At 56.7% G+C, this 22,045-nt stretch carries 21 protein-coding genes and 1 riboswitch; of the genes, 12 read left to right on the top strand and 9 right to left on the bottom strand.

Features of this window, described 5'->3' with window-relative positions; genetic code table 11:
* Positions 1–17: 17 nt before the first annotated feature.
* Positions 18–1,439, top strand: a complete 1,422-nt coding sequence (gene hldE, locus FKM52_RS19030) for a bifunctional D-glycero-beta-D-manno-heptose-7-phosphate kinase/D-glycero-beta-D-manno-heptose 1-phosphate adenylyltransferase HldE (RefSeq protein WP_141177736.1) — start codon at positions 18–20, stop codon at positions 1,437–1,439.
* 151 nt (positions 1,440–1,590) lie between these two features.
* Here the strand turns inward: hldE and ubiK are convergent, their stop codons facing one another.
* Positions 1,591–1,983, bottom strand: coding sequence for a ubiquinone biosynthesis accessory factor UbiK (gene ubiK / locus FKM52_RS19025; protein ID WP_141177735.1), 393 nt, complete (start codon positions 1,981–1,983; stop codon positions 1,591–1,593).
* A gap of 146 nt (positions 1,984–2,129) precedes the next feature.
* Positions 2,130–2,279: riboswitch (FMN riboswitch) on the top strand.
* Between the two features lie 98 nt (positions 2,280–2,377).
* Between ubiK and ribB the strand changes: the two genes are divergently transcribed.
* Positions 2,378–3,034: a 3,4-dihydroxy-2-butanone-4-phosphate synthase gene (gene ribB, locus FKM52_RS19020; protein WP_141177734.1), complete on the top strand. Its 657-nt coding sequence runs from the start codon at positions 2,378–2,380 to the stop codon at positions 3,032–3,034.
* A gap of 148 nt (positions 3,035–3,182) precedes the next feature.
* Here ribB and FKM52_RS19015 read toward each other — a convergent pair whose 3' ends face one another.
* Positions 3,183–3,566, bottom strand: coding sequence for a cell wall hydrolase (locus FKM52_RS19015; RefSeq protein WP_141177733.1), 384 nt, complete (start codon positions 3,564–3,566; stop codon positions 3,183–3,185).
* A 141-nt stretch (positions 3,567–3,707) separates the two neighbouring features.
* Positions 3,708–4,475 carry a zinc transporter ZupT gene (gene zupT / locus FKM52_RS19010; RefSeq protein ID WP_141177732.1) on the bottom strand — a complete coding sequence of 256 codons (768 nt, stop codon included), beginning with the start codon at positions 4,473–4,475 and terminating at the stop codon, positions 3,708–3,710.
* Positions 4,476–4,670: 195 nt separating this feature from the next.
* On the opposite strand from zupT, the gene ygiD reads away from it, so the two are divergent.
* Positions 4,671–5,456 (top strand): 4,5-DOPA-extradiol-dioxygenase, encoded by a 786-nt coding sequence (gene ygiD, locus FKM52_RS19005; protein WP_141177731.1) that lies wholly within the window; start codon positions 4,671–4,673, stop codon positions 5,454–5,456.
* 37 nt (positions 5,457–5,493) lie between these two features.
* Here the strand turns inward: ygiD and FKM52_RS19000 are convergent, their stop codons facing one another.
* From FKM52_RS19000 to tolC, 3 genes are all read right to left on the bottom strand, one after another.
* Positions 5,494–6,654, bottom strand: coding sequence for a glutathionylspermidine synthase family protein (locus FKM52_RS19000; protein WP_141177730.1), 1,161 nt, complete (start codon positions 6,652–6,654; stop codon positions 5,494–5,496).
* An 8-nt stretch (positions 6,655–6,662) separates the two neighbouring features.
* The gene (locus FKM52_RS18995; RefSeq protein ID WP_141177729.1) at positions 6,663–7,322 is read right to left on the bottom strand and encodes a DUF1190 family protein; all 660 of its coding nucleotides are present in this window, start codon (positions 7,320–7,322) and stop codon (positions 6,663–6,665) included.
* 201 nt (positions 7,323–7,523) lie between these two features.
* Positions 7,524–8,993, bottom strand: coding sequence for an outer membrane channel protein TolC (gene tolC / locus FKM52_RS18990; protein WP_141177728.1), 1,470 nt, complete (start codon positions 8,991–8,993; stop codon positions 7,524–7,526).
* Between the two features lie 215 nt (positions 8,994–9,208).
* Between tolC and nudF the strand changes: the two genes are divergently transcribed.
* Genes nudF through parE form a run of 5 tightly spaced genes read left to right on the top strand, consistent with a single transcriptional unit; the run spans position 9,209 to position 13,667 of the window.
* A complete protein-coding gene (gene nudF, locus FKM52_RS18985; protein ID WP_141177727.1) occupies positions 9,209–9,844 on the top strand; it encodes an ADP-ribose diphosphatase in 636 nt (211 codons plus the stop codon).
* Positions 9,841–10,266 (top strand): DUF1249 family protein, encoded by a 426-nt coding sequence (locus FKM52_RS18980; RefSeq protein ID WP_141177726.1) that lies wholly within the window; start codon positions 9,841–9,843, stop codon positions 10,264–10,266. Before nudF ends, FKM52_RS18980 begins: the two co-directional genes overlap by 4 nt.
* Before the next feature lie 42 nt (positions 10,267–10,308).
* Positions 10,309–11,136, top strand: a complete 828-nt coding sequence (cpdA, locus tag FKM52_RS18975) for a 3',5'-cyclic-AMP phosphodiesterase (RefSeq protein WP_141177725.1) — start codon at positions 10,309–10,311, stop codon at positions 11,134–11,136.
* A 3-nt stretch (positions 11,137–11,139) separates the two neighbouring features.
* A complete protein-coding gene (yqiA, locus tag FKM52_RS18970; RefSeq protein WP_141177724.1) occupies positions 11,140–11,721 on the top strand; it encodes an esterase YqiA in 582 nt (193 codons plus the stop codon).
* 50 nt (positions 11,722–11,771) lie between these two features.
* Entirely contained in the window at positions 11,772–13,667 is a 1,896-nt protein-coding gene (gene parE / locus FKM52_RS18965) for a DNA topoisomerase IV subunit B (protein ID WP_141177723.1), read from the top strand.
* A gap of 444 nt (positions 13,668–14,111) precedes the next feature.
* Here parE and FKM52_RS18960 read toward each other — a convergent pair whose 3' ends face one another.
* Complete coding sequence (locus tag FKM52_RS18960; RefSeq protein ID WP_141177722.1) at positions 14,112–14,912, bottom strand: helix-turn-helix domain-containing protein; 801 nt, start codon at positions 14,910–14,912, stop codon at positions 14,112–14,114.
* 462 nt (positions 14,913–15,374) lie between these two features.
* Between FKM52_RS18960 and FKM52_RS18955 the strand changes: the two genes are divergently transcribed.
* Entirely contained in the window at positions 15,375–15,686 is a 312-nt protein-coding gene (locus tag FKM52_RS18955) for a phage holin family protein (RefSeq protein ID WP_141177721.1), read from the top strand.
* Positions 15,687–16,171: 485 nt separating this feature from the next.
* Here the strand turns inward: FKM52_RS18955 and FKM52_RS18950 are convergent, their stop codons facing one another.
* A complete protein-coding gene (locus tag FKM52_RS18950) occupies positions 16,172–16,507 on the bottom strand; it encodes a putative quinol monooxygenase (RefSeq protein ID WP_141177720.1) in 336 nt (111 codons plus the stop codon).
* A gap of 31 nt (positions 16,508–16,538) precedes the next feature.
* A complete protein-coding gene (locus FKM52_RS18945) occupies positions 16,539–17,120 on the bottom strand; it encodes an NAD(P)H-dependent oxidoreductase (RefSeq protein ID WP_141177719.1) in 582 nt (193 codons plus the stop codon).
* Positions 17,121–17,383: 263 nt separating this feature from the next.
* On the opposite strand from FKM52_RS18945, the gene parC reads away from it, so the two are divergent.
* The 3 genes from parC to ftsP all read left to right on the top strand — a co-directional run bounded on the left by parC (position 17,384) and on the right by ftsP (position 22,022).
* Positions 17,384–19,657 carry a DNA topoisomerase IV subunit A gene (gene parC / locus FKM52_RS18940; protein WP_141177718.1) on the top strand — a complete coding sequence of 758 codons (2,274 nt, stop codon included), beginning with the start codon at positions 17,384–17,386 and terminating at the stop codon, positions 19,655–19,657.
* A 104-nt stretch (positions 19,658–19,761) separates the two neighbouring features.
* A complete protein-coding gene (locus tag FKM52_RS18935) occupies positions 19,762–20,499 on the top strand; it encodes a 1-acylglycerol-3-phosphate O-acyltransferase (protein ID WP_141177717.1) in 738 nt (245 codons plus the stop codon).
* A 95-nt stretch (positions 20,500–20,594) separates the two neighbouring features.
* Positions 20,595–22,022, top strand: a complete 1,428-nt coding sequence (ftsP, locus tag FKM52_RS18930) for a cell division protein FtsP (RefSeq protein WP_141177716.1) — start codon at positions 20,595–20,597, stop codon at positions 22,020–22,022.
* Positions 22,023–22,045 lie beyond the last annotated feature (23 nt).

Genomic DNA, 22,045 nt, shown 5'->3' with positions numbered 1-22,045 from the left:
AGTCTGGAGTCTCTGTAATGAAAGTGACACTGCCCGAATTTAACCGTGCAGAAGTGCTGGTCGTTGGCGATGTAATGCTGGATCGCTACTGGTATGGCCCTACCAGCCGTATCTCCCCGGAAGCGCCGGTGCCGGTGGTGAAGGTGGATAACATTGAAGAGCGTCCGGGCGGCGCCGCTAACGTGGCGATGAATATCGCCGCGCTGGGCGCCTCCTCGCGTCTTGTCGGCCTGACCGGGATTGATGATGCGGCGCGGGCGTTGGGCTTAAGCCTGCAAAACGTCAACGTAAAATGTGATTTCGTGGCGCTGTCCACCCATCCAACCATTACTAAACTGCGCATTCTTTCCCGTAATCAGCAGCTGATCAGGCTGGATTTTGAAGAGGGTTTTGACGGTATCGATCCTGAGCCGCTGCATCAGCGTATTGCCGCCGCGCTGCCGCACGCCGGTGCGCTGGTGCTTTCCGACTATGCCAAAGGCGCGCTGGCTACCGTGCAGCAGATGATTCAGCTGGCGCGCGCGGCAAAGGTGCCGGTGCTGGTGGATCCCAAAGGAACTGATTTTGAACGCTACCGCGGCGCTACGCTGCTGACGCCTAATCTTTCTGAATTCGAAGCCGTTGTGGGCAAATGTCAGGATGAGGCGCAGATCGTTGAGCGCGGCATGCAGCTGGTTGCTGATTATGAGCTGTCGGCGCTGCTGGTGACCCGTTCGGAAAACGGTATGACTCTGCTGCAGCCGGGCAAAGCGCCGCTGCATCTGCCTACCCAGGCGCAGGAAGTCTATGACGTGACCGGCGCCGGCGATACCGTTATCGGCGTGCTGGCCGCCTCGCTGGCGGCAGGCGACGATCTGGAGGCCGCCTGTTTCCTGGCCAACGCCGCCGCGGGCGTGGTAGTGGGCAAACTGGGCACCTCTACCGTTTCGCCGGTTGAGCTGGAAAATGCCATTCACGCCCGGCCGGAGAGCGGCTTCGGCATTATGAACGAGGCGCAGCTGAAGGAGGCGGTCATGCTGGCGCGCCAGCGTGGCGAGAAGGTGGTGATGACCAACGGGGTATTCGATATCCTGCACGCCGGGCACGTTTCCTATCTCTCCAACGCGCGCAAGCTGGGCGATCGCCTGATTGTCGCGGTTAACAGCGATGCCTCCACAAAACGCCTTAAGGGCGACAGCCGTCCGGTGAATCCGCTGGAAAACCGTATGATCGTGCTGGGCGCGCTGGAAGCGGTCGACTGGGTCGTCTCCTTTGAAGAGGATACGCCGCAGCGGCTGATCGCCGGTATCCTGCCGGACCTGCTGGTAAAAGGCGGCGACTATAAGCCGGAAGAGATCGCCGGAAGTAAAGAGGTGTGGGATAACGGCGGCGAGGTGCGCGTGCTGAACTTTGAGGACGGTATTTCTACCACCAATATCATCAAGCGTATTCGTTCTTAGGCTGCGGCAGACCGGCTAACCGGTAGCATGACGGTTGGCCGGCCGGAAAGTTATTGGGAAAAGGCGGTGCGAAACTAGCGGCAATTTAACAGCAAGGCTATCCGGCAGGGCGGGCGCTTCCTCCCTCCTGCCGGCGCTGCCGCTCCAGCCGTTACTGCGGATCTTCCTTTTTAACCTCATCGGTTAAAAGCGGCGAGCTTTGAGAAACGGAAGGCGACGCCGGCGTTTGTGGCGTTGCGGTCGCGGTTTGCGGCGCGGCGGGCGCCATTGCCGGAGCGGAGGCTGACTGCGTGGTCGGTTTGCCGCCCTGGCTTTCCAGCGCGGCCAGACGCTGTTCCAGCGCGGCCAGCTTTTCACGAGTGCGCAGCAGCACCTGTGTCTGAACATCAAACTCTTCGCGATTTACCAGATCCATGCGCGTCAGCTGCGCCTGCAGTACCTGACGAATCTTCTTCTCCACGTCATCGCCAAATTCGCGAATGCCTCTTGGCATCGCGTCGTGCACCTGACGGGCGAGTTGTTCAATTTTTTTCGGGTCAATCATGGCGGTTTCCTGAGCGCAACAAAGATAACATAAGTGTAATGCCTGTCTGGAAAAGGATAAACCTAAAATGGCGGCGGCATAAATTCAGTAAGCATATGTTGCTATTGGACGTTGCCGCGCTACTTTTTTGGCGTTATAGTGACTTCGCTTATTCTCAGGGCGGGGCGAAATTCCCCACCGGCGGTAAATCAGCATAGCTGAAAGCCCGCGAGCGCTTCCGATCATCGATTGGAAGGTCAGCAGATCCGGTGTAATTCCGGGGCCGACGGTTAAAGTCCGGATGGGAGAGAGTAACGGTTCTGGCCGGGCATTCGCTCGCCTCGCGTTATTTTTATGCACTCCTCAAGCACGCCCTGGTTCTGGTAACCACAATATAAATAAGGACTTTTTTACCATGAATCAGACGCTACTTTCTGAATTTGGCACGCCTGAACAGCGTGTGGAACTGGCCATCGCAGCATTACGTGAAGGCCGCGGTGTAATGGTGCTGGACGACGAAGATCGTGAAAACGAAGGTGACATGATTTTCGCGGCGGAAACCATGACCGTCGAACAGATGGCTTTGACCATTCGCCATGGCAGCGGCATCGTCTGCCTGTGCATTACCGAGCCTCGCCGCCAACAGCTGGATCTGCCGATGATGGTGGAAAACAACACCAGCTCCTTCGGAACCGGCTTCACCGTTACGATTGAAGCGGCGCAAGGGGTAACCACCGGCGTTTCGGCGAAAGATCGTCTTACCACCATTCGTACAGCTATTGCGGATAACGCTAAGCCTGGCGATCTCAACCGTCCCGGCCACGTGTTCCCTTTACGTGCGCGTGAAGGCGGCGTATTAACGCGCGGCGGCCATACGGAAGCGACTATCGATTTAGTCACTCTGGCCGGCTTTAAGCCGTTCGGCGTACTGTGTGAGCTAACCAACGACGACGGTACGATGGCGTGCGCGCCAGAGGTTATTGAGTTCGCTAAACAACACAATATGCCGGTCGTAACTATTGAGGATCTGGTCGCATGGCGCCGTAGCCATGAAACCCGCCAGGCCAGCTAAGCGCTGAAGCCTCTCCTCCGCTGGAAAGCAGCGATTGAAAAGCCGGGCGCTGCCCGGCTTTTGCATATTGACCGCCGGGCAAAATGAAATAATCCGGCTTTTATCGCCGGTAAAGGCCGTTAACCCGCCGCGCTAAAGCAACCAACCCTTAGCGTCGGGCGTAGAAGACGTGGCTGCCGATAGTGGCGGTGCGGGCGAATTCGTTGCGCCAGACGGGCGTAACGGTTTGGTTGTGATAGTAGGTTGCGCCGTTAGTCACATCAGAAAGCTCGCCGTTAATAATCTGGTGAGCTATCTGTTGTGCCCGTTGCCAGCTTTTATCGCTGCCGGGCGGATAACGCCAGGCGGTTTTCGTCAGATGCGTCCAGGAAAACTGTTTGGGCGCATACACCACCGGGCAGATCTGATTAATATCCCAGTTAGCCCGATTCATGGTGACTGAAGCGATGGCGATTTGCCCTTTCAGCGGTTCTCCGCGCGCTTCATGATAGATATTCAAAGCCAGACATAGCAGGGCACCCTGAGCCAGCATAGTATTTCCGTCATTGTCCAAACAGAGCGCCAGTGTACGAAGCGGCGGACGGCAAAAATAGCAGATAGCTCCTGAAAATTCCGGTAATCAACTATCCCTTTGATTTATAATTGGCTGGTTAATTATTTTCAGACAACTTCCTCAGCCTGCGCCGCTCATTTCCAGCAGCGTCAGGCTGAATCCCATTACCGTCATGCCGCACAAAACGCCGTAGCTGGGATTATTTTGCGGATCGATATCACGCGCCAGCGGCATCAGCTCATCGACGGAGAGCGCGACCATAATCCCGGCCACCATCGCCATAATCGCTGCGATAATCAACGGGGAAATTACCGGGCCAAGCAGTACAAACGCCAGCAGACCGCCTGCTATCTCCGCCATGCCGGAAACCGAAGCCCAGAAAAGCGCGCGCGCTTTTGAACCCGTTGCGGCATACATCGGACCCGCGACCGCCAGCCCCTCTGGAATATTATGAATCGCCACCGCCAGCGCGATGCCGAAACCCAGCTCCAGATCGCTGCTGGCCGTAACAAAGGTGGCAATGCCTTCCGGAAAATTATGCAGGCTGATGCCCAGCGTCAGCAATATAGCCGTGCGCCGCAGGCTGCGGGGCTGCTGATCTGCCGCCATCAAATCCTGTGGATGCTGATGGGGCAGGCAGCGATCGAGGGCGAAATAGCCCAGCAGGCCAAGCAAAAACATACCGTAGCCCATCAGCGACGACATGCCCTGCGTATTAAGCGCGGCGGGCAGCATCTCCATCAGGGAGATTAACAGCATGATGCCGGCAGCGAATCCCAGGGCAAAAGCCAGCATGCGGTTGGAAGGTTTTTGTCCCAACACGCCTGATAGCGCGCCAACGAAGGTGGCGGCGCCCGCCAGCAGGGTCAGCAATAAAGGTATCACTATGTCACAACCTATAATGAGAATTATTCGTATTAAGACTATGGGAATTCTGGCAAAAAGCGAAGGGGATTAGCGTAAAGTTTTGTCTGAAACAGATTCAAAAAAGTTGAATATGTTGGTCAGGGTTATCCGCCTGCATCCGCCAGGCAAAGGGCGTAAGGTGGGCTGCATAATCACTGAGGCAAGGTTGAGGATGTTATGAAACACGCGCGTATGCCCGCTCTGTTTTTGGGACACGGCAGCCCGATGAACGTGCTGGAAGAGAATCGTTATACGCAGGCCTGGCGCGCGCTGGGCGCACAGCTGCCGCGGCCAAAAGCGATAGTGGCGATTTCGGCGCACTGGTACACGCGCGGCACCGCGGTTACGTCGATGGAGAAACCGCGCACCATTCATGATTTCGGCGGCTTTCCGCAGGCGCTGTTCGATACCGAATATCCAGCGCCAGGCTCGCCAACGCTGGCGCAGGACATAGTCGATGCGCTGGCCCCGGCGTCGGTGCATTTCGATCATAACTGGGGATTAGATCACGGCGCCTGGGGCGTGCTGATCAAAATGTATCCCGCAGCGGATATTCCGGTGGTGCAGCTCAGCATCGACGGCACGCAGCCGCCGGCCTGGCATTTTCAGATCGGGCAACGGCTGGCGGCGCTGCGCGAGCGCGGCGTGATGCTGGTCGCCAGCGGGAACGTGGTGCATAACCTGCGTAAGGTTCGCTGGCAGGAAGATGCGGAAGCCTGGCCCTGGGCAGCCTCTTTTAACCAGTACGTTCAGGATAATCTGGCCTGGCAGGGCGCGGCGGAAGCGCATCCGCTGGTGAATTTCATGCAGCATGAAGGCGCGGCGCTTTCCTGCCCGACGCCGGAGCACTATCTGCCGCTGCTCTATATTCTGGGAGCGCGCCAGCCTGATGAGCCGGTAGCGGTGCCGGTTAACGGTATCGAAATGTCGGCGCTCAGTATGTTATCGGTTCAGGTGGGTTAGCAGAGATAAAAGGGCAGCCGGCGGCTGCCCGATAAGGTTATTCAATAAACGCGTGCGGGTAAAAGCGCGAGAGATCCTGAGTAATCAGCGCGCGATCTTCACGCAGACCGATGCCGGCGGGGCGATCGTTTATCAGCCAGCTGCCGATCAGCGTATAGCTGTCGCCAAACTGCGGCAGGGGATGGAACTGCTGAACGATCATCCCCTCTTCGCCATAGGGGCCATCAACGCGCGCTATTTCCTTGCCGCCGTCAACGATGCGGATATTGGCGCCCTCGCGCGAAAACAGCGGCTTCACCACATATTTATCCATCGCCGGCACGTTATCTTCCGCAAAATAAGCGGGCAGCAGATTAGGATGATTAGGGAACATCTGCCACAGCATCGGCAACAGCGCCTTATTGGAGATAATGCTCTTCCAGGCCGGCTCCAGCCAGCGCACGCCCGCATCGTTCAGCTTGGTGGAGAACATTTCGCGCAGCATGAACTCCCACGGATAGAGCTTAAACAGATTGCTGATAACCCGATCGTTGAGATCGGTAAACTGACCTTTTTCGCCCAGCCCGATATCGTCAATGTAGAGGAATTCGCTGGGTAAGCCCGCCTCGCTGGCGCAGTCCTGCAGATATTGCACCGTACCGCGATCTTCCACGCTGTCGCGATAGCAGGCAAAGTGCAGCAGGCTGAAACCATGCTGCTGGTGCAGCTCGGCGAAACGCTCGATCAGCTTCTCCTGCAGGCTGTTGAACTGATCGCTGCCCGCCGGCAGATTGCCGGCGTTAAGCTGATCTTCCAGCCACAGCCACTGGAAAAAAGCGGCTTCATACAGCGAGGTCGGCGTATCGGCGTTGTTCTCCAGCAGTTTGGCATCGCCGCTGCCGCCCCAGGCGAGATCGAGGCGGGAGTAAAGCGAGGGCTGCGAGGTGTGCCAGGAGGCGCGCACAAAATCCCAGGTGTGTTTCGGGATGCGGAATTTCGCCAGCAGCTCTTCGCTGTTAACGACTTTGTCCACTACCTGCAGACACATCTGGTGCAGCTCGGCGGTAGTCTCTTCCAGATAGTCCACCTGCGCCAGGGTAAACTGATAATAGGCGTCTTCGCACCAGTAGGGCTCGTCATACATGGTATGAAAACCAAAGCCGAATTCGGTTGCGCGGGCGCGCCAGTCAGGGCGCTCAGCAATAGCGATGCGTTTCATCTGGCGCGTTAGCCTCCCAGCGAGCGGCTGCTGGTGCCGGCGGCACTGCTGCGCTGCATGGTGGCGTGCTTAGCGACGGATTCACCGAACCCACCGCGGGTTACCGTGCTGGTAGTAGCCGGTTTCGGCGCCAGCGCGGTTTTCGGCACCGTCATGGAGCGTCCCGGCGTGGCGGCGCCATAGCTGCGGCCGCTGGCGTCGACGAACTTGCCGTTCATCGGGCTGGCCGGATTTTTAGAACTGAACAGCGGCTGCGGCGCAAAACCGGCGCCGCCGCCCATCATGCGCGCCATCATATAACCGGCCATCAGCGGCATCCAGAAGCTGCCGCTCTGATGCGCCTCCGCATTAGCGCCGGTCGAGGATGGCGCCTGCTGGCACTGCCCCTCGCCGAATTCCGCAATGCAGTCTTCGCGTGTGGCATATTTCGGCGCGGTTTTTTCCGCCTCTTTCAGCGCGTTGTTATAGGCCGTGGCGCACTGCGCGCTCTGGTCGGGGTTCGCTCTGCTGCAGTCTTCAGCGTTTTGATAAAGGGAAACCGTTTCGTCGGTTTTTTCACAGCCTGCCAGCATAAAGACGGCGGTAACGGCCAGTGCGACAGGCGTCAGATGACGGGCGCGCCAGCTCTTACGGAAGGCGTCGCGATTAATATTTTTTGTCCGTTTCATGGGGATAGTCCTCTGCCCAAAGGTAGCGCAAAGGATAGGTGAAACCGGATTAAAAATGAAGCAACAGACGGCGCTGCGCCTGCATCTTTACGTTGCTATACGTTCAAATGCGAGCAGGGTGCGTTTCAGCAGCAGCGCGGAAGAAAAAGCAGGCGGCGGTCGCGCTGGATATCGCTTTCGCGACCGCCGGGATGCCGCTGTTTAATGGCGGAACGGGTTACCGCTCCGGCCGGCAGCGGAGGGCTGCGCGGCGCTTTCAGCGCTCTGATTAGCGGCGGATTGCAGCTGCGTGCCGCGATCGGCCGCCGCATCCTGCTGCGGATTTTCCGGCGCGACCGTTTCCGGCGAAGTCGGAATCTCTCTGCCGAGGCTGGCGTTCAGCGTCGCCAGATCCTGCTCGTTCAGCGTGCCCAGCGCAGATTTGATGTTCAGCTGATTAATCAGGTAGTCGTAGCGCGCATCGGAAAGCTGCTGTTTGGCATTATACAGCGTGGTGGTGGCGTCCAGCACGTCGACAATGGTGCGCGTGCCGACCTGATAGCCTGCTTCCATCGCATCCAGAGAGCTTTGAGCAGAAACGACCGCCTGTTTGTAAGCGTCAATGCTGCTAATCGAGGCGTTAATATTGTTAAAGGAGGAGCGTACCGTCTGCACCGTGGAACGATGCGCGCTTTCCAGCTGTTCGCTGGCGCTGACAAAGGCGTACTGCGCCTGTTTTACACGCGAGGAAACCGCGCCGCCGTTGTAGAGCGGCAGATTGAAGCTCAGGCCCACCTGGTTACTGCCGGTGATGCTGTCGCTCTGCACCGCACGACTGCCGCCATATTTATTGTTCGACAGGTTGGTGGAGGCGTTCAAATCAAGCGTCGGCAGGTGGCCGGACTCTTCGGCGCGGATGCTCTCACGCGCCAGATCCTGCGACAGGCGCGCGGAAAGCAGGTTGAGGTTACGGCTTTCCGCCTCTTTCAGCAGCACGTTAACCGGCTGCGGCTTATCGGTACGGAAACGATCGATATTCAGCGAGGCGAGCGTCGGATAGTAGTTGCCGGTTACCTGACGCAGGGTTTCCACCGCGTTATCCAGGGCGTTACGCGCCGATACTTCATTCGCCAGTACGTTATCGTACTGAGCGCGGGCGTTCTGCACGTCGGTAATCGCTACCAGACCAACGTTGAAGCGCTGGGTGGTTTGATCGAGCTGGCGATAAATAGACTGTTTCTGCGCCTCAATATAGGAGAGCGAATCGATGGCGCGCAGCACGTTAAAATAGGCGGTGGCCGTGTTCAGCATCAGGTTCTGTTGCGAAGCCTGATAGCTGACGTCCTGAATACCGGCGTTTTTTTCCTGCAGGGTCAGGGCGCGCCACTTGCTCATATCGAACAGCGTCTGCGTCAGGCGCAGCGAGCCGCTGGTAGTATTCGAGTGGGTATCGCGGCTGTCGCGATAGCCGCTGTTATAGGTATAATCAGCGCCCAGACCCAGCTGGGGCAGTAACGGGCTGCGTGTTTCGTTAATCTTTTCAAATGCCGCGTCGCGATCGGCCGCTGAGCTGCGCAGATCGGGGTTTGTCAGTCGGGCCTGTTGATAAATCTGCAGCAGGTTCTCCGCCTGACTTGCTACGCTGAAGCCGCCCAGGCTCAGGCCAATTAATAAAGGGAGCAGTTTCTTCATTTGCATTCCTTGTAGTGCAGCGAAGTTTACTATGTTAGCGCTGACTTAAGCGAAAAAATATGCGCCGATTCTAGCAGAGTGTGCCAGATTGAGAAGTTGGCTGAACGTGCCATCTTCCGTTAATTTACGTAAATAATTCAGAAAGAACCACCCTTCCTGGCGGAGCGCCATTGAAACATTTCGTTCCCGCCGCCACTGTAAAGGACACCGGCTTTATGGTTAAGAAAACGAAATACCCAGTGACTTTCGACAAAAACGATGTAGAAATTATTGCACGCGAGCCGCTGTACGAAGGATTTTTTTCTTTAGTCCGCTATCGCTTTCGCCACCGCCTGTTTAACGGGCAGATGAGCAACGAAGTGGTGCGCGAAGTTTTTGAGCGCGGACACGCCGCAGTCCTGCTACCCTATGATCCCCTGCGCGATGAAGTGGTGCTAATCGAACAGATTCGCATACCCGCTTATGATACCAGCCCAACGCCCTGGCTGCTGGAGCTGGTGGCCGGGATTATTGAGCCTGGCGAAAGCGTTGAGCAGGTGGTGCGCCGCGAGGCGATGGAAGAAGCGGGACTGACGGTAGCGCGCGTGCGGCCGGTGATTAACTACCTGGCCAGTCCGGGCGGCACCAGCGAGCGCCTGTCGGTGCTGGTGGGAGAAGTGGATGCCAGCGTGGCGCAAGGATGCCACGGTCTGGAGGATGAGAATGAGGATATTCTTGTGCATGTGGTGAGTCGTGAACAGGCTTACCGCTGGGTGGAAGAGGGGAAAATTGACAACGCGGCTTCCGTCATCGCCCTGCAATGGCTGATGCTGCACTATGAGAAACTGCGAAACGAGTGGAATCCAACATGATTAAGCGCTACGTCCCTGATTTTCCCGAAATGATGCGGCTAAGCGAAACCAACTTCGCCCAGCTGCGTCGTTTGCTGCCGCGCAACGATGAAGCGGGGGCCTCGGTGAGCTATCAGGTAAACGGCGCCAGCTATAGCATTACCATTACTGAATCTACGCGCTACACCACGCTGGTGGAGATCCGTCAAACCGCGCCCGCCGTCAGCTACTGGAGTCTCCCTTCCATGTCTGTCAGGCTGTATCATGACGCGATGGTTGCTGAAGTGTGTTCGACGCAGCAGATCTATCGCTTTAAAGCGCGCTATGATTATCCGAACAAAAAGTTACACCAGCGTGATGAAAAACATCAGATCAACCAGTTCCTCGCTGACTGGCTGCGTTATTGTCTGTCGCACGGCGCGATGGCCGTTCCGGCCTGGTAAGCCGCAATAACCTTGATATGGCGTAAAGATTAAGGAAACTCTTTGGATAGCCTGCTAAAACTTCCTGTGGTGAGTGGGGCCAGTATCAGGATATTACAAATTACGGACACCCACCTTTTTTCAGGCAGACATGAGACGCTACTGGGCGTCAACACCTGGGCCAGTTTCAACGCGGTGCTGGAAGCCATTGAGGCTGAACAGTCGCCGATCGATCTGATTATCGCCACCGGCGATCTGGCGCAGGATCATTCGTCTGAGGCCTATCAGCACTTTGCTGAGGGTATTGCGCGTTTGCCCGCTCCCTGCGTCTGGCTGCCGGGCAACCACGATTTTCAGCCGGCAATGTTTGAGACGCTGGCGCGAGCGGGCATCGCTGAAGCCCGCCAGGTGCTGATTGGCGATCGCTGGCAGCTGGTGCTGCTCGACAGCCAGGTAGCGGGCGTGCCGCACGGCATGCTCAGCGACTATCAGCTCGACTGGCTGGAAAACACGCTGGCGCAAACCGCCGATCGCCATACTTTGGTACTGCTGCACCATCATCCGCTGCCGTCGGGCTGTTCGTGGCTCGATCAGCACAGCCTGCGCAACGCCCATGCGCTTGCCGCCGTGCTGCAGCGCTATCCGCTGGCGAAGACGCTGGTTTGCGGCCATATTCATCAGGAGATGGACGAAGAGTGGCACGGCTGCCGCCTGCTGGCGACGCCGTCCACCTGCGTACAGTTCAAACCGCACTGCACTAATTTTACCATTGATGCCGTGGCGCCGGGCTGGCGCTGGCTGGCGCTGGCCGAGGATGGCGCGGTGCGCACCTGGGTCAACCGCCTGGGAAACCGCGCTTTTACGCCCGATCTCGATGCTGAAGGTTACTGAGCTATGGCGACGCTGCTCTATCTGCATGGTTTTAACAGTTCGCCTGCCTCGGCGAAAGCGACGCAGCTGCAGCGCTGGCTGTCAGCGCGCCATCCGGAAATCACCATGCTGGTGCCGCAGCTGCCCGCTTATCCTGGCGATGCGGCGCAAATGCTGGAAGAGATGGTGATGGCGCGCGCCGGAGAAAACCTTGGCATCGTCGGCTCCTCGCTGGGCGGCTACTACGCAACCTGGCTGTCGCAATGCTTTATGCTGCCGGCGGTCGTGATTAACCCGGCGGTACGCCCTTTTGACCTGCTGCTCAATTATTTGGGCGCCAACGAGAATCCATACACGGGCCAGCAATATGTGTTAGAGTCTCGCCACATTTACGATCTGAAAGTCATGCAGATTGACCCGCTGGAGTCGCCGGATTTGATCTGGCTGCTGCAACAGACCGGGGATGAAGTGCTCGATTACCGTCAGGCGCTGGCTTACTATCAGGCCTGCCGTCAAACGGTGGAAGAGGGCGGTAACCATGCCTTTTGCGGCTTTGAACGCTTTTTCCCTGCGATTCTTGACTTTATCGGTCTGAATCACGCCTGACGCCGCGGGATCGTATACCCATTTTAACGCCACCAATTCAGAACGATACGATGACTCAATCCAGCTATAACGCTGATGCCATTGAGGTACTCAGCGGCCTCGAACCCGTTCGTCGTCGTCCGGGAATGTACACTGACACCTCGCGCCCTAACCATCTGGGCCAGGAGGTGATCGATAACAGCGTTGATGAAGCGTTGGCCGGCCATGCGAAGCGCGTGGAAGTGATCCTGCACGCCGATCAGTCACTGGAGGTGATTGATGACGGACGCGGGATGCCGGTAGACATTCACCCGGAAGAGGGCGTGCCGGCGGTCGAGCTGATTCTCTGCCGCCTGCATGCGGGAGGCAAATTTTCTAATAAAAACTACCAGTTCTCCGGCGGCCTGCACGGCGTGGGGATTTCGGTGGTTAACGCCCTGTCGAAAAGGGTGGAAGTGACCGTGCGCCGTAACGGCGAAGTGTACGATATCGCCTTTGAAAATGGCGATAAGGTTCAGGATCTGACCGTCAGCGGTACGGTGGCTAAACGCAACACCGGCACCCGCGTACACTTCTGGCCGGACGGCAGCTTTTTTGACAGCCCGCGTTTTTCCGTATCGCGCCTGTCGCATCTGCTGAAAGCGAAAGCGGTGCTCTGTCCGGGCGTTGAGATCGTTTTTAAAGATAAGGTGAATAACACCGAGCAGCGCTGGTGCTATCAGGATGGCCTGACCGACTACCTGAGCGAGGCGATAAACGGCCTGGTTACCCTGCCGGAAACGCCGTTTGTCGGCAGCTTTTCCGGCGACGTCGAGGCGGTGGACTGGGCGCTGCTCTGGCTGCCGGAAGGCGGCGAGCTGCTGACCGAAAGCTACGTCAATCTGATCCCCACCATGCAGGGCGGCACGCACGTTAACGGCCTGCGTCAGGGGCTGCTCGACGCCATGCGCGATTTCTGCGAATACCGCAATATTCTGCCGCGCGGCGTGAAGCTCTCGGCGGAGGATATCTGGGATCGCTGCGCCTATGTGCTGTCGGTAAAAATGCAGGATCCGCAGTTTGCCGGGCAAACCAAAGAGCGCCTCTCTTCACGTCAGTGTGCGGCCTTTGTCTCCGGCGTGGTTAAAGACGCCTTCAGCCTGTGGCTGAACCAGAACGTACAGGCGGCGGAGCAGCTGGCGGAACTGGCGATCGCCAGCGCCCAGCGGCGTATGCGCGCCGCCAAAAAGGTGGTGCGTAAAAAGCTGACCAGCGGCCCGGCGCTGCCCGGCAAGCTGGCTGACTGTACCGCGCAGGATCTGGCGAAAACCGAGCTGTTTCTGGTGGAAGGGGATTCCGCAGGCGGCTCCGCCAAGCAGGCGCGCGATCGTGAATATCAGGCGATCATGCCGCTGAAAGGTAAGATCCTGAATACCTGGGAAGTCTCTTCAGACGAGGTGTTGGCGTCGCAGGAGGTGCACGATATCTCGGTGGCGATCGGTATCGATCCCGACAGTGAAGATCTCAGCCAGCTGCGCTACGGTAAGATCTGCATCCTGGCGGATGCGGACTCCGATGGTCTGCACATCGCCACGCTGCTGTGCGCGCTGTTTGTACGCCACTTCCGCTCGCTGGTAAAAGGCGGGCACGTCTACGTGGCGATGCCGCCGCTCTATCGTATCGATCTCGGCAAAGAGGTCTGGTACGCGCTGGATGAAGAAGAGAAAGATGGCGTGCTGGAGCAGCTGAAGCGTAAAAAGGGCAAGCCGAACGTGCAGCGCTTTAAAGGGCTGGGCGAAATGAACCCGATGCAGCTGCGTGAAACCACGCTCGATCCTAACACGCGACGTCTGGTGCAGCTGACGGTTGATGATGAGGACGTAGAGCAAACGCTGGCGGTAATGGATATGCTGCTGGCCAAGAAACGTTCCGAAGATCGCCGCAACTGGCTGCAGGAGAAAGGGGACAAGGCGGAAATCGAAGTTTAACCGCTGCCGCAGAGGAACAGGAGAGCGGTTCCTCTGTTCACTGGCATATCCGGTGCGTCGCTGGCTTATATTAGCGGGCCAGCGCGTTATCCTGCCTGTATCTCATATTATTAAATAAAGCTGTTAACTAATAAAATTAAACTGTTTTTGGTGTGCTTTTCGCTAAATAAAACTAAGTAAATTTTTCCTTTCATCTGCCGCGTTAATAATATTGGTTGTAACATCGTCGGACGGATAAAGGTTTACATAAGCAATATGAAAAATTTCGCTGTAAAGGTAACTGATTAATACTCTGGTATTATCATTTTTTATAATTGGTTAACTGCCTGACTTTTCCCTGGAGCTGTTTGCACAGAAGATAATTTTGTTAAGCTGGTTTCGGTAAAATATACAAGGTGTTGTGAGGGTTAACGTAAATATAATTGCTGTCGCTCTTTGTAATAATTACTGGAAGTAGTTAAGGCTTTTTTTAATACAGGTAAGAAAGGTTTCATGACGTAGATCTCGTTTTAACGTATTAATATAGACCGACAAAGAGAGATGAAGAATAAAAGGCAGAACACGGCTTCCGTCCGTCGCTTTTTCCGGACGTCGAAACAATAACCCTTCGCCATGCTCATACGCCTCTTTAAGCCAGACGGCATTATCTATGCGCCGCGTCTGTCCATTATGTCCGCACTGATACATTTCATCGAGCACGTGACGAAAAGAGGGAAGCTGGTCCAGATTATGCTCAAAAAGCACCGGCTTATCTTTCCATCCTTCTTCACCTGACGAGATATAGTGCAGCTCCAGCATCTGATCGGCGCGGAATATCTCAAAGTTAGGCAGCAAAACCGCCGGCTGCAGGCTAATAAAAATATCGTCATCGGTATGCATATTTCCCGCATACCTTATTGTGGTTTTTTCCGGCAGCGAAGGCTGACATTTAGCCAGCAGATCCGCCATAAAGCTATGGCCAGCCTGAGGCGAAGATATTCTGAAATCTCTTTCCGCAGAGGGATGATGAAACTGCGTCAGAGCGCTGTAGTGCGGGTAAAGCTGCTGATAAACGTTGTCTGCCGCTTCGGTAGGAATAAGGCGATTACGTTCTAAAATAAAAAGCTGCTCGCCCAGCCACTCCTCCGTTAGTTTCAGCATCCGGGTGATGGGCGGCACGGTCAGACAAAGCTTGTCCGCCGCCGATTTCAGATTCTTTTCTTCATATAAAATGATAAATACGCGCATGGCTCTGGTGATAAACATAGTAGTCCTTAAAATGTTTTTGGAGAGTATGGTTATATCGCTGAATTCATTATTTGTTATCTGTCAGCGGCATGGTTTTTAGTTTCGTATGAAATATTTTTTCCTCTGTCAGAAACCTCCTGTAGCTAATGGAAAAAGTTGCCCTTATTTAACCCGTTTTTAAAGGGCGCTATTGGCGCTTTTTACTGCCATAGCGTAACGCAAACCTTTGCTTCATCAATTCTACCGAGCCGGTTATTGCCGAACGGGCGGCCTGCACTGGCTGATATTGATGCAGAATTAATTATTATTCATCTAACAATAAATATTATTTATACCAGATTCGCTTCTGTTTCCCCTGTTCGCTAACCTGCCAACAGACCGCAGAACGATAAGCGGTCCGCTGGCGACCGGGGCAGCATTTCCGGCCGATGAAAATAGTTTGGACAGGATTGTTCCTTTCCGTATTTCAAGGAGAAAAAGATGATTACAAAACCTTTTCCTGATGACCTGTGGATTGTTTCATGGCTGGTGGTGGGCTTTTTTTCTGCCTGGAGTGGAGTGGTTCGCTATCTGATGGATAATCCAGCGGGTAAATGGTCCTGTGCAGGTATGGTATCGCAGGTGGTAATTTCCGGTTTTACCGGCTTCCTCGGCGGCTTGTATGCCTATGAATATAACTACAGCGGCGTAATGACCATCGCAATAGCCGGCGTGAGCGGAACTTTCGGCGGCGGCCTGCTCCGCTGGCTATGGCAACGTTTTATTCAGTCAGATGGAAAGCCGTATGGTTAAACCAGCAGGCGGGAAGAGCCGGTTTTCCGCTAAAGAGCGCAAAGACGGCGTCAGGCTGAAATTTCAGAGCAGAGGAGGTGGCAGGCAAGGTGAAAGGAACAGGCTACAGCATGGTTTATTATCTGACGGGAAACGGCCGGGCCGGGGCTGCAGCGTCGCCGGACCGGCCGCTGTCATAGCAACGACGCACAGAAAAACGCGGCCTGCGATACTAACTAAGCAGGCAGAAGCTACAGCCTGCAATATAAGCGAGCAGGCAGGATCTATAGTCTACGATATAAGCAAACAGGCAGGAGCTACAGTCTGCGATATAGCAAGCGGGCAGGGAGTCGCACCTTCAGGCCGATACCGGCGCAGCGCAGGCTAACGGTTACGCGGCAGCACGCAGCGTCGGCCTGGCGGTTAGCCACTCCTGTCGCGGCGGCGAAGAGAAAAAGCGACAGGCCGCGGGTGATACGGCCCGCCGTGGCAGCAGCATCGCCTGGCTACAGCGCCGGGGCGTCAGGCGCCGCGTCACAGGGATCTTCCATCACCAGAATCTTCACATCCACCACCTCATCTTTAATACGCTCGCGATGCGCATCCATATGCGGCTGCTGTTGATGTTTTTCCAGGTGGCGCAGGCTTTCCCAATACTCCAGCATAAAAATGGAATCGGGCAGATTCTGTTTCCACGGCACCTGCGCCTGATGATCTACCAGTACCTGATATTTACTGCAGCCCTCCTCCTGAAGAACGGTTGGCGTCAGCTCCCGTATTGCCGCCAGCACCGCCTCGCGGCGGCCCGGCTTAACGCAAATCTCCGCTACAACTGTCAGCATAATTAGCCCCGGATCTGTTCAGAGCTTTAAGTTAAGCAAAGATTTTGCCCAGGTGCTCACGGTAGCGCTCGATATCGCGCGGGATATCCGGCTGTTTAATCACGTCGTTACAGATAAAGGTGGGCAGACCCTCCATACCGAGGAACTGGTTGGCCTTATGGAAATGCAGATAAAGCCCGTCCACGCCGACGCCTTCAAAGAACTGCTGCGGATCGGTAAAAGCCTCCAGCGGCGCGTTCCAGGTCAGCGACAGCATATATTTTTTCCCCTGCAGCAGGCCGCCGGAACCATACTTCTTACTGGCGTCGGAGCGGGTACGTCCGTCGCTGGCGTACAGCGAGCCGTGACCTTCAGTAAAAACTTCGTCGATATATTTTTTCAGGATCCACGGCTCGCCCATCCACCAGCCCGGCATCTGATAGATCACCACGTCGCTATCGAGATACTTCTGCACTTCCTGCTGAATATCATAGCCGTCATCAACGCGCGTTACCTGTACCTCATGGCCCAAATCGCGTAGAAAGGTTTCGGCCACGTTGGCCATAGTGTGGTTCAGCTCGCCGTTCGAGTGGGCGAATTTTTTGCCTGCGTCGAGAATCAGAATCTTGCTCATAATGCGTTGCTCCGTTAAAAAAGGCTGCGGGCAGTGTACGCGTGCAGCCGGCGCAGAAAAATGTACGTTTGATCATAACACTTTTGCTGTCAGAGCAATAATCACCGTTCAATATGAAGTAAAAATGGATAAAGCGGACAAGAGAAACTGCCGCTTCAGCCGATGACTAATCTGTGACATCGCCGCACCAGATAAGGTACTATCCTCGCCAAACAGATCGTCATGCGGCGCGCTGCCGCCCGCCGCAACGTGAGGAATAATTAATGAGTGACTTGACGCAGGATGGTGCAGAGCGTCTTGCTCTGCATAAGTTTACCGAGAATGCGTACCTGAACTACTCCATGTACGTCATCATGGACAGGGCGCTTCCCTATATTGGCGACGGCCTGAAGCCGGTACAGCGTCGTATTGTCTATGCGATGTCGGAGCTGGGGCTGAACGCCAGCGCAAAATTCAAAAAATCGGCGCGTACCGTGGGCGACGTGCTGGGTAAATATCATCCGCACGGCGACAGCGCCTGCTATGAAGCGATGGTGCTGATGGCGCAGCCGTTCTCCTATCGCTATCCGCTGGTCGATGGGCAGGGCAACTGGGGCGCGCCGGACGATCCGAAATCCTTCGCTGCGATGCGCTATACCGAATCGCGTCTGTCGCGTTACGCTGAGGTGCTGCTGGGCGAGCTGGGGCAGGGAACGGTCGATTTCGTGCCCAATTTTGACGGCACCATGAGCGAGCCGAAAATGCTGCCGGCGCGCCTGCCGAACATCCTGCTGAACGGCACCACCGGTATCGCCGTCGGCATGGCGACCGATATCCCGCCGCACAACCTGCGGGAAGTGGCGCAGGCGACCATCGCGCTGATCGACAATCCGAAAACCAGCCTCGATGAGCTGCTGGAGATCGTGCAGGGACCGGATTTTCCCACCGAAGCGGAAATTATCACGCCGCGCGACGAGATCCGTAAAATCTATCAAAACGGGCGCGGATCGGTGCGTCAGCGCGCGGTATGGAAAAAAGAGGATGGCGACGTGGTGATCACCGCGCTGCCGCATCAGGTTTCCGGCGCGCGCGTGCTGGAGCAGATCGCTGCCCAGATGCGCAATAAAAAGCTGCCGATGGTTGAAGATCTGCGCGATGAATCGGATCACGAGAACCCGACGCGTCTGGTGCTGGTGCCGCGTTCAAACCGCGTTGATCTCGATCAGGTGATGAACCATCTGTTCGCCACCACCGATCTGGAAAAAAGCTACCGCATCAACCTGAATATGATCGGGCTGGATAACCGTCCGGCGGTGAAAAACCTGCTGGAGATCCTGAGCGAGTGGCTGGTGTTCCGGCGCGATACGGTGCGCCGCCGCCTGCAGCACCGCCTGGATAAGGTGCTGAAGCGCCTGCATATCCTTGAGGGCCTGCTGGTCGCCTTCCTTAATATTGATGAAGTGATTGAGATCATCCGTAGCGAAGATCAGCCGAAGCCCGCGCTGATGTCGCGTTTCGGCATCAGCGAAACCCAGGCGGAAGCGATTCTGGAGTTAAAGCTGCGTCATCTGGCGAAGCTGGAAGAGATGAAGATTCGCGGCGAGCAGAGCGAGCTGGAAAAAGAGCGCGACGGCCTGCAGGCGACGCTGGCCTCCGAGCGCCGCATGAATACGCTGCTGAAAAAAGAGCTGCTGGCGGACAGCGAAGCCTACGGCGACGCGCGTCGTTCACCGCTGAACGAGCGGGAAGAGGCGAAGGCGATCAGCGAAAACGAGCTGGTGCCGTCCGAGCCGGTTACCATCGTCCTGTCGCAGATGGGCTGGGTGCGCAGCGCCAAAGGCCACGATATCGATCCTGGCGGGCTAAGCTACAAAGCAGGCGACAGCTATCTGGCCGCCGCGCGCGGCAAAAGCAACCAGCCGGTGGCCTTTATCGACTCTACCGGACGCAGCTATACGCTCGATCCCACTACGCTGCCGTCGGCGCGTAGCCAGGGCGAACCGCTTACCGGCAAGCTGACGCCGCCGCCGGGCGCGGTAATTGAGCAGGTACTGATGGAGGCGGAAAACCAGCGTCTGCTGATGGCTTCCGACGCCGGCTACGGCTTTGTCTGCACCTTTGCCGATCTGATATCGCGCAACCGCGCCGGTAAAGCGCTGCTGACGCTGCCGGAAAACGCTAAAGTGATGACGCCGCTGGCGATTCACAGCGATGACGATATGCTGCTGGCGATTACCGCTGCGGGACGTATGCTGATGTTCCCGGTAGGCGATCTGCCGCAGCTGTCGAAAGGCAAAGGCAACAAAATCATCTCTATTCCGTCGGCGCAGGCCGCCAGCGGTGAAGATCGTCTCGCCTGGCTCTACCTGCTGCCGCCGGGCAGCGCGGTCACGCTCCATGTCGGCAAGCGCAAGCTTACGCTGCGCTCGGAAGAGCTGCAGAAGTTCCGCGCCGAACGCGGGCGTCGCGGTACGCTGTTGCCGCGCGGGCTGCAGCGCATCGATCGCGTTGAGATTGACGCGCCGGCACGCGCCGTTTCTGACGACAGCGAGGCCTGAGTACGGGCAAGGATACCGGCGTGCCGCTCAGGCGGGCGCCGGGGCGGTATCGGCAGGTTTTTAACCAGCCGGTATACTTAGGCGGAAGCCACAATGAGGTCGTTATGCTGGTAATTTTACGTACCCTGATAGTTGTTATTTATTCCATTCTGGTGTGTGTATTTGGCTGTATCAGGTGTCTGTTTTCGCCGCGTAATCCGCGCCATGTCGCCACTTTCGGCCGCATGTTCGGCGCGCTGGCGCCGGTGTTTGGCGTGAAGGTTGAGGTGCGTAAGCCGCAGGATGCGGCAAACTACGGCAATGCCATCTACATTGCTAACCATCAGAACAATTTCGATATGATTACCGCCGCGAATATTGTTCAGCCGACCACGGTTACCGTGGGGAAAAAAAGCCTGCTGTGGATCCCTTTTTTCGGCCAGCTTTACTGGCTGACGGGCAACCTGCTGATCGATCGCGATAATCGCGCCAAGGCGCACAGCACTATCGCCAGGGTGGTAGAAGAGTTTAATAAAAAGCGTATCTCTTTCTGGATGTTCCCGGAAGGAACGCGCAGCCGCGGGCGCGGGCTGCTGCCGTTTAAAACCGGCGCGTTTCACGCGGCGGTAGCGGCGGGCGTGCCGATTATTCCGATCGTCGTCTCGAATACGCACGATAAAATCAAGCTCAACCGCTGGAAAAACGGATTGGTGATTGTCGAAATGCTGCCGCCAATTGATGTGGCTGATTTTGAAAAAGAATCGGTGCGCAAGCTGGCGACGTACTGCCGCGAGCTGATGCAGGCTAAACTTATTGAACTGGATGCCGAAGTAGCTGAACGGGAAGCCAGCGGTAAATTATAATTCATTCGGGCCGCGGTCGCGGCCCACAGCAATCCCTGAACAACAATAAAAACGGACTGCGTCAGCCTCTTGCCGCGCACCGCTATGGAGTCGTTATGTCTTTCAGTCGACGTCAATTTATACAGGCATCGGGCATCGCCCTGTGCGCGGGCGCGTTGCCCTGTAGCGCCCGTGCGGCGGCTGGCAGTGAAACGCCGTTACCGATACCGCCGTTGCTGGAATCGCGTCGCGGCCAGCCGCTGTTTCTGACTATCCAGCGCAGCCACTGGAGCTTTTCCGGCAGCGGCAATAAGGCGTCGGTGTGGGGCGTTAACGGGCTCTATCTGGGGCCAACGGTGCGCGTCTGGAGCGGCGACGATGCCAAACTTATCTACAATAACCGCCTTAACGAACCGGTAGCGATGAGCGTCGGCGGCCTGCTGGTGCCCGGCGCGCTGAGCGGCGGCGCTCCGCGACTGATGTCGCCCGGCGTTGACTGGGCGCCGGTACTGCCGATCCGCCAACGCGCCGCCACCTGCTGGTATCACGCTACTACGCCTGGCCATATGGCGCAGCACGTCTATAACGGCCTGGCGGGCATGTGGCTGATTGAAGATGAGCTCAGCCAGTCGCTGCCGATTCCCAAACATTACGGCGTCGATGATTTTCCGTTGATTATTCAGGATAAGCGCCTCGATAACTTCGGTACGCCGATCTACAACCCGCCGGAAAACGGCGGGCTGGTGGGCGATACGCTGCTGGTTAACGGCGTGCAAAATCCCTTTATTGAAGTGTCGCGCGGCTGGGTGCGCCTGCGGCTGCTCAACGCCTCTAACTGTCGGCGCTATGAAATGGTTCTTAGCGACAATCGCCCGTTCCACGTTATCGCCAGCGATCAGGGTTTCCTGCCGGCGCCGGTTGCCGTGCAGCAGCTCTCGCTGGCGCCCGGCGAGCGTCGCGAAGTGCTGCTGGATATGTCGCAGGGCGAAGAAGTCTCGATTACCGCAGGCGTGGCGGCGGGGATCATGGATCGCCTGCGCGGCCTGTTTGAACCTTCCACTATTTTAACCTCAACGCTGATCCTGACGCTGCGTCCAACCGGCCTGCTGCCTCTGGTGACCGATAACCTGCCGATGCGCCTGCTGGCTGACCAAATCATCGACGGCGCGCCGATACGCACGCGCGAGCTGCGTCTGGGCGACGCGCAGCCGGGTATCAATGGCGCGCTGTGGGATCTCTCTCGTATCGATATCCAGGCGCAGCAGGGCACTTATGAGCGCTGGATCGTGCATGCCGATACGCCGCAGGCGTTTCACATTCAGGGCGTCGCCTTCCTGATAAAAAGCGTTAACGGCGCGCAGCCGTTTGGCGAAGATCGCGGCTGGAAAGATACCGTCTGGATCGATGGCGAAGTAGAGTTGCTGGTGGCTTTCACGCAATCTTCTTCTGAGCATTTCCCGTTCGTCTACCACAGCCAGACGCTGGAAATGGCGGATCGCGGCAGCGCCGGACAGCTACAGGTGCTGCCAGCGCAGGGCGGCTAGCGCCGCGTACATTTTTACCTGGC

The organism is Mixta tenebrionis (assembly GCF_006517625.1).
Classification (GTDB): Bacteria; Pseudomonadota; Gammaproteobacteria; order Enterobacterales; family Enterobacteriaceae; genus Mixta; species Mixta tenebrionis.
This window is presented reverse-complemented; position numbering and strand designations above follow the sequence as displayed.

Coding starts and splice junctions, on each gene's coding strand:
- hldE (WP_141177736.1), top strand. CDS start 18: ATGAAAGTGACACTGCCCGAATTTAACCGTGCAGAAGTGCTGGTCGTT.
- ubiK (WP_141177735.1), bottom strand. CDS start 1,983: ATGATTGACCCGAAAAAAATTGAACAACTCGCCCGTCAGGTGCACGAC.
- ribB (WP_141177734.1), top strand. CDS start 2,378: ATGAATCAGACGCTACTTTCTGAATTTGGCACGCCTGAACAGCGTGTG.
- FKM52_RS19015 (WP_141177733.1), bottom strand. CDS start 3,566: ATGCTGGCTCAGGGTGCCCTGCTATGTCTGGCTTTGAATATCTATCAT.
- ygiD (WP_141177731.1), top strand. CDS start 4,671: ATGAAACACGCGCGTATGCCCGCTCTGTTTTTGGGACACGGCAGCCCG.
- FKM52_RS19000 (WP_141177730.1), bottom strand. CDS start 6,654: ATGAAACGCATCGCTATTGCTGAGCGCCCTGACTGGCGCGCCCGCGCA.
- FKM52_RS18995 (WP_141177729.1), bottom strand. CDS start 7,322: ATGAAACGGACAAAAAATATTAATCGCGACGCCTTCCGTAAGAGCTGG.
- tolC (WP_141177728.1), bottom strand. CDS start 8,993: ATGAAGAAACTGCTCCCTTTATTAATTGGCCTGAGCCTGGGCGGCTTC.
- nudF (WP_141177727.1), top strand. CDS start 9,209: ATGGTTAAGAAAACGAAATACCCAGTGACTTTCGACAAAAACGATGTA.
- FKM52_RS18980 (WP_141177726.1), top strand. CDS start 9,841: ATGATTAAGCGCTACGTCCCTGATTTTCCCGAAATGATGCGGCTAAGC.
- yqiA (WP_141177724.1), top strand. CDS start 11,140: ATGGCGACGCTGCTCTATCTGCATGGTTTTAACAGTTCGCCTGCCTCG.
- parE (WP_141177723.1), top strand. CDS start 11,772: ATGACTCAATCCAGCTATAACGCTGATGCCATTGAGGTACTCAGCGGC.
- FKM52_RS18960 (WP_141177722.1), bottom strand. CDS start 14,912: ATGTTTATCACCAGAGCCATGCGCGTATTTATCATTTTATATGAAGAA.
- FKM52_RS18955 (WP_141177721.1), top strand. CDS start 15,375: ATGATTACAAAACCTTTTCCTGATGACCTGTGGATTGTTTCATGGCTG.
- FKM52_RS18950 (WP_141177720.1), bottom strand. CDS start 16,507: ATGCTGACAGTTGTAGCGGAGATTTGCGTTAAGCCGGGCCGCCGCGAG.
- FKM52_RS18945 (WP_141177719.1), bottom strand. CDS start 17,120: ATGAGCAAGATTCTGATTCTCGACGCAGGCAAAAAATTCGCCCACTCG.
- parC (WP_141177718.1), top strand. CDS start 17,384: ATGAGTGACTTGACGCAGGATGGTGCAGAGCGTCTTGCTCTGCATAAG.
- FKM52_RS18935 (WP_141177717.1), top strand. CDS start 19,762: ATGCTGGTAATTTTACGTACCCTGATAGTTGTTATTTATTCCATTCTG.
- ftsP (WP_141177716.1), top strand. CDS start 20,595: ATGTCTTTCAGTCGACGTCAATTTATACAGGCATCGGGCATCGCCCTG.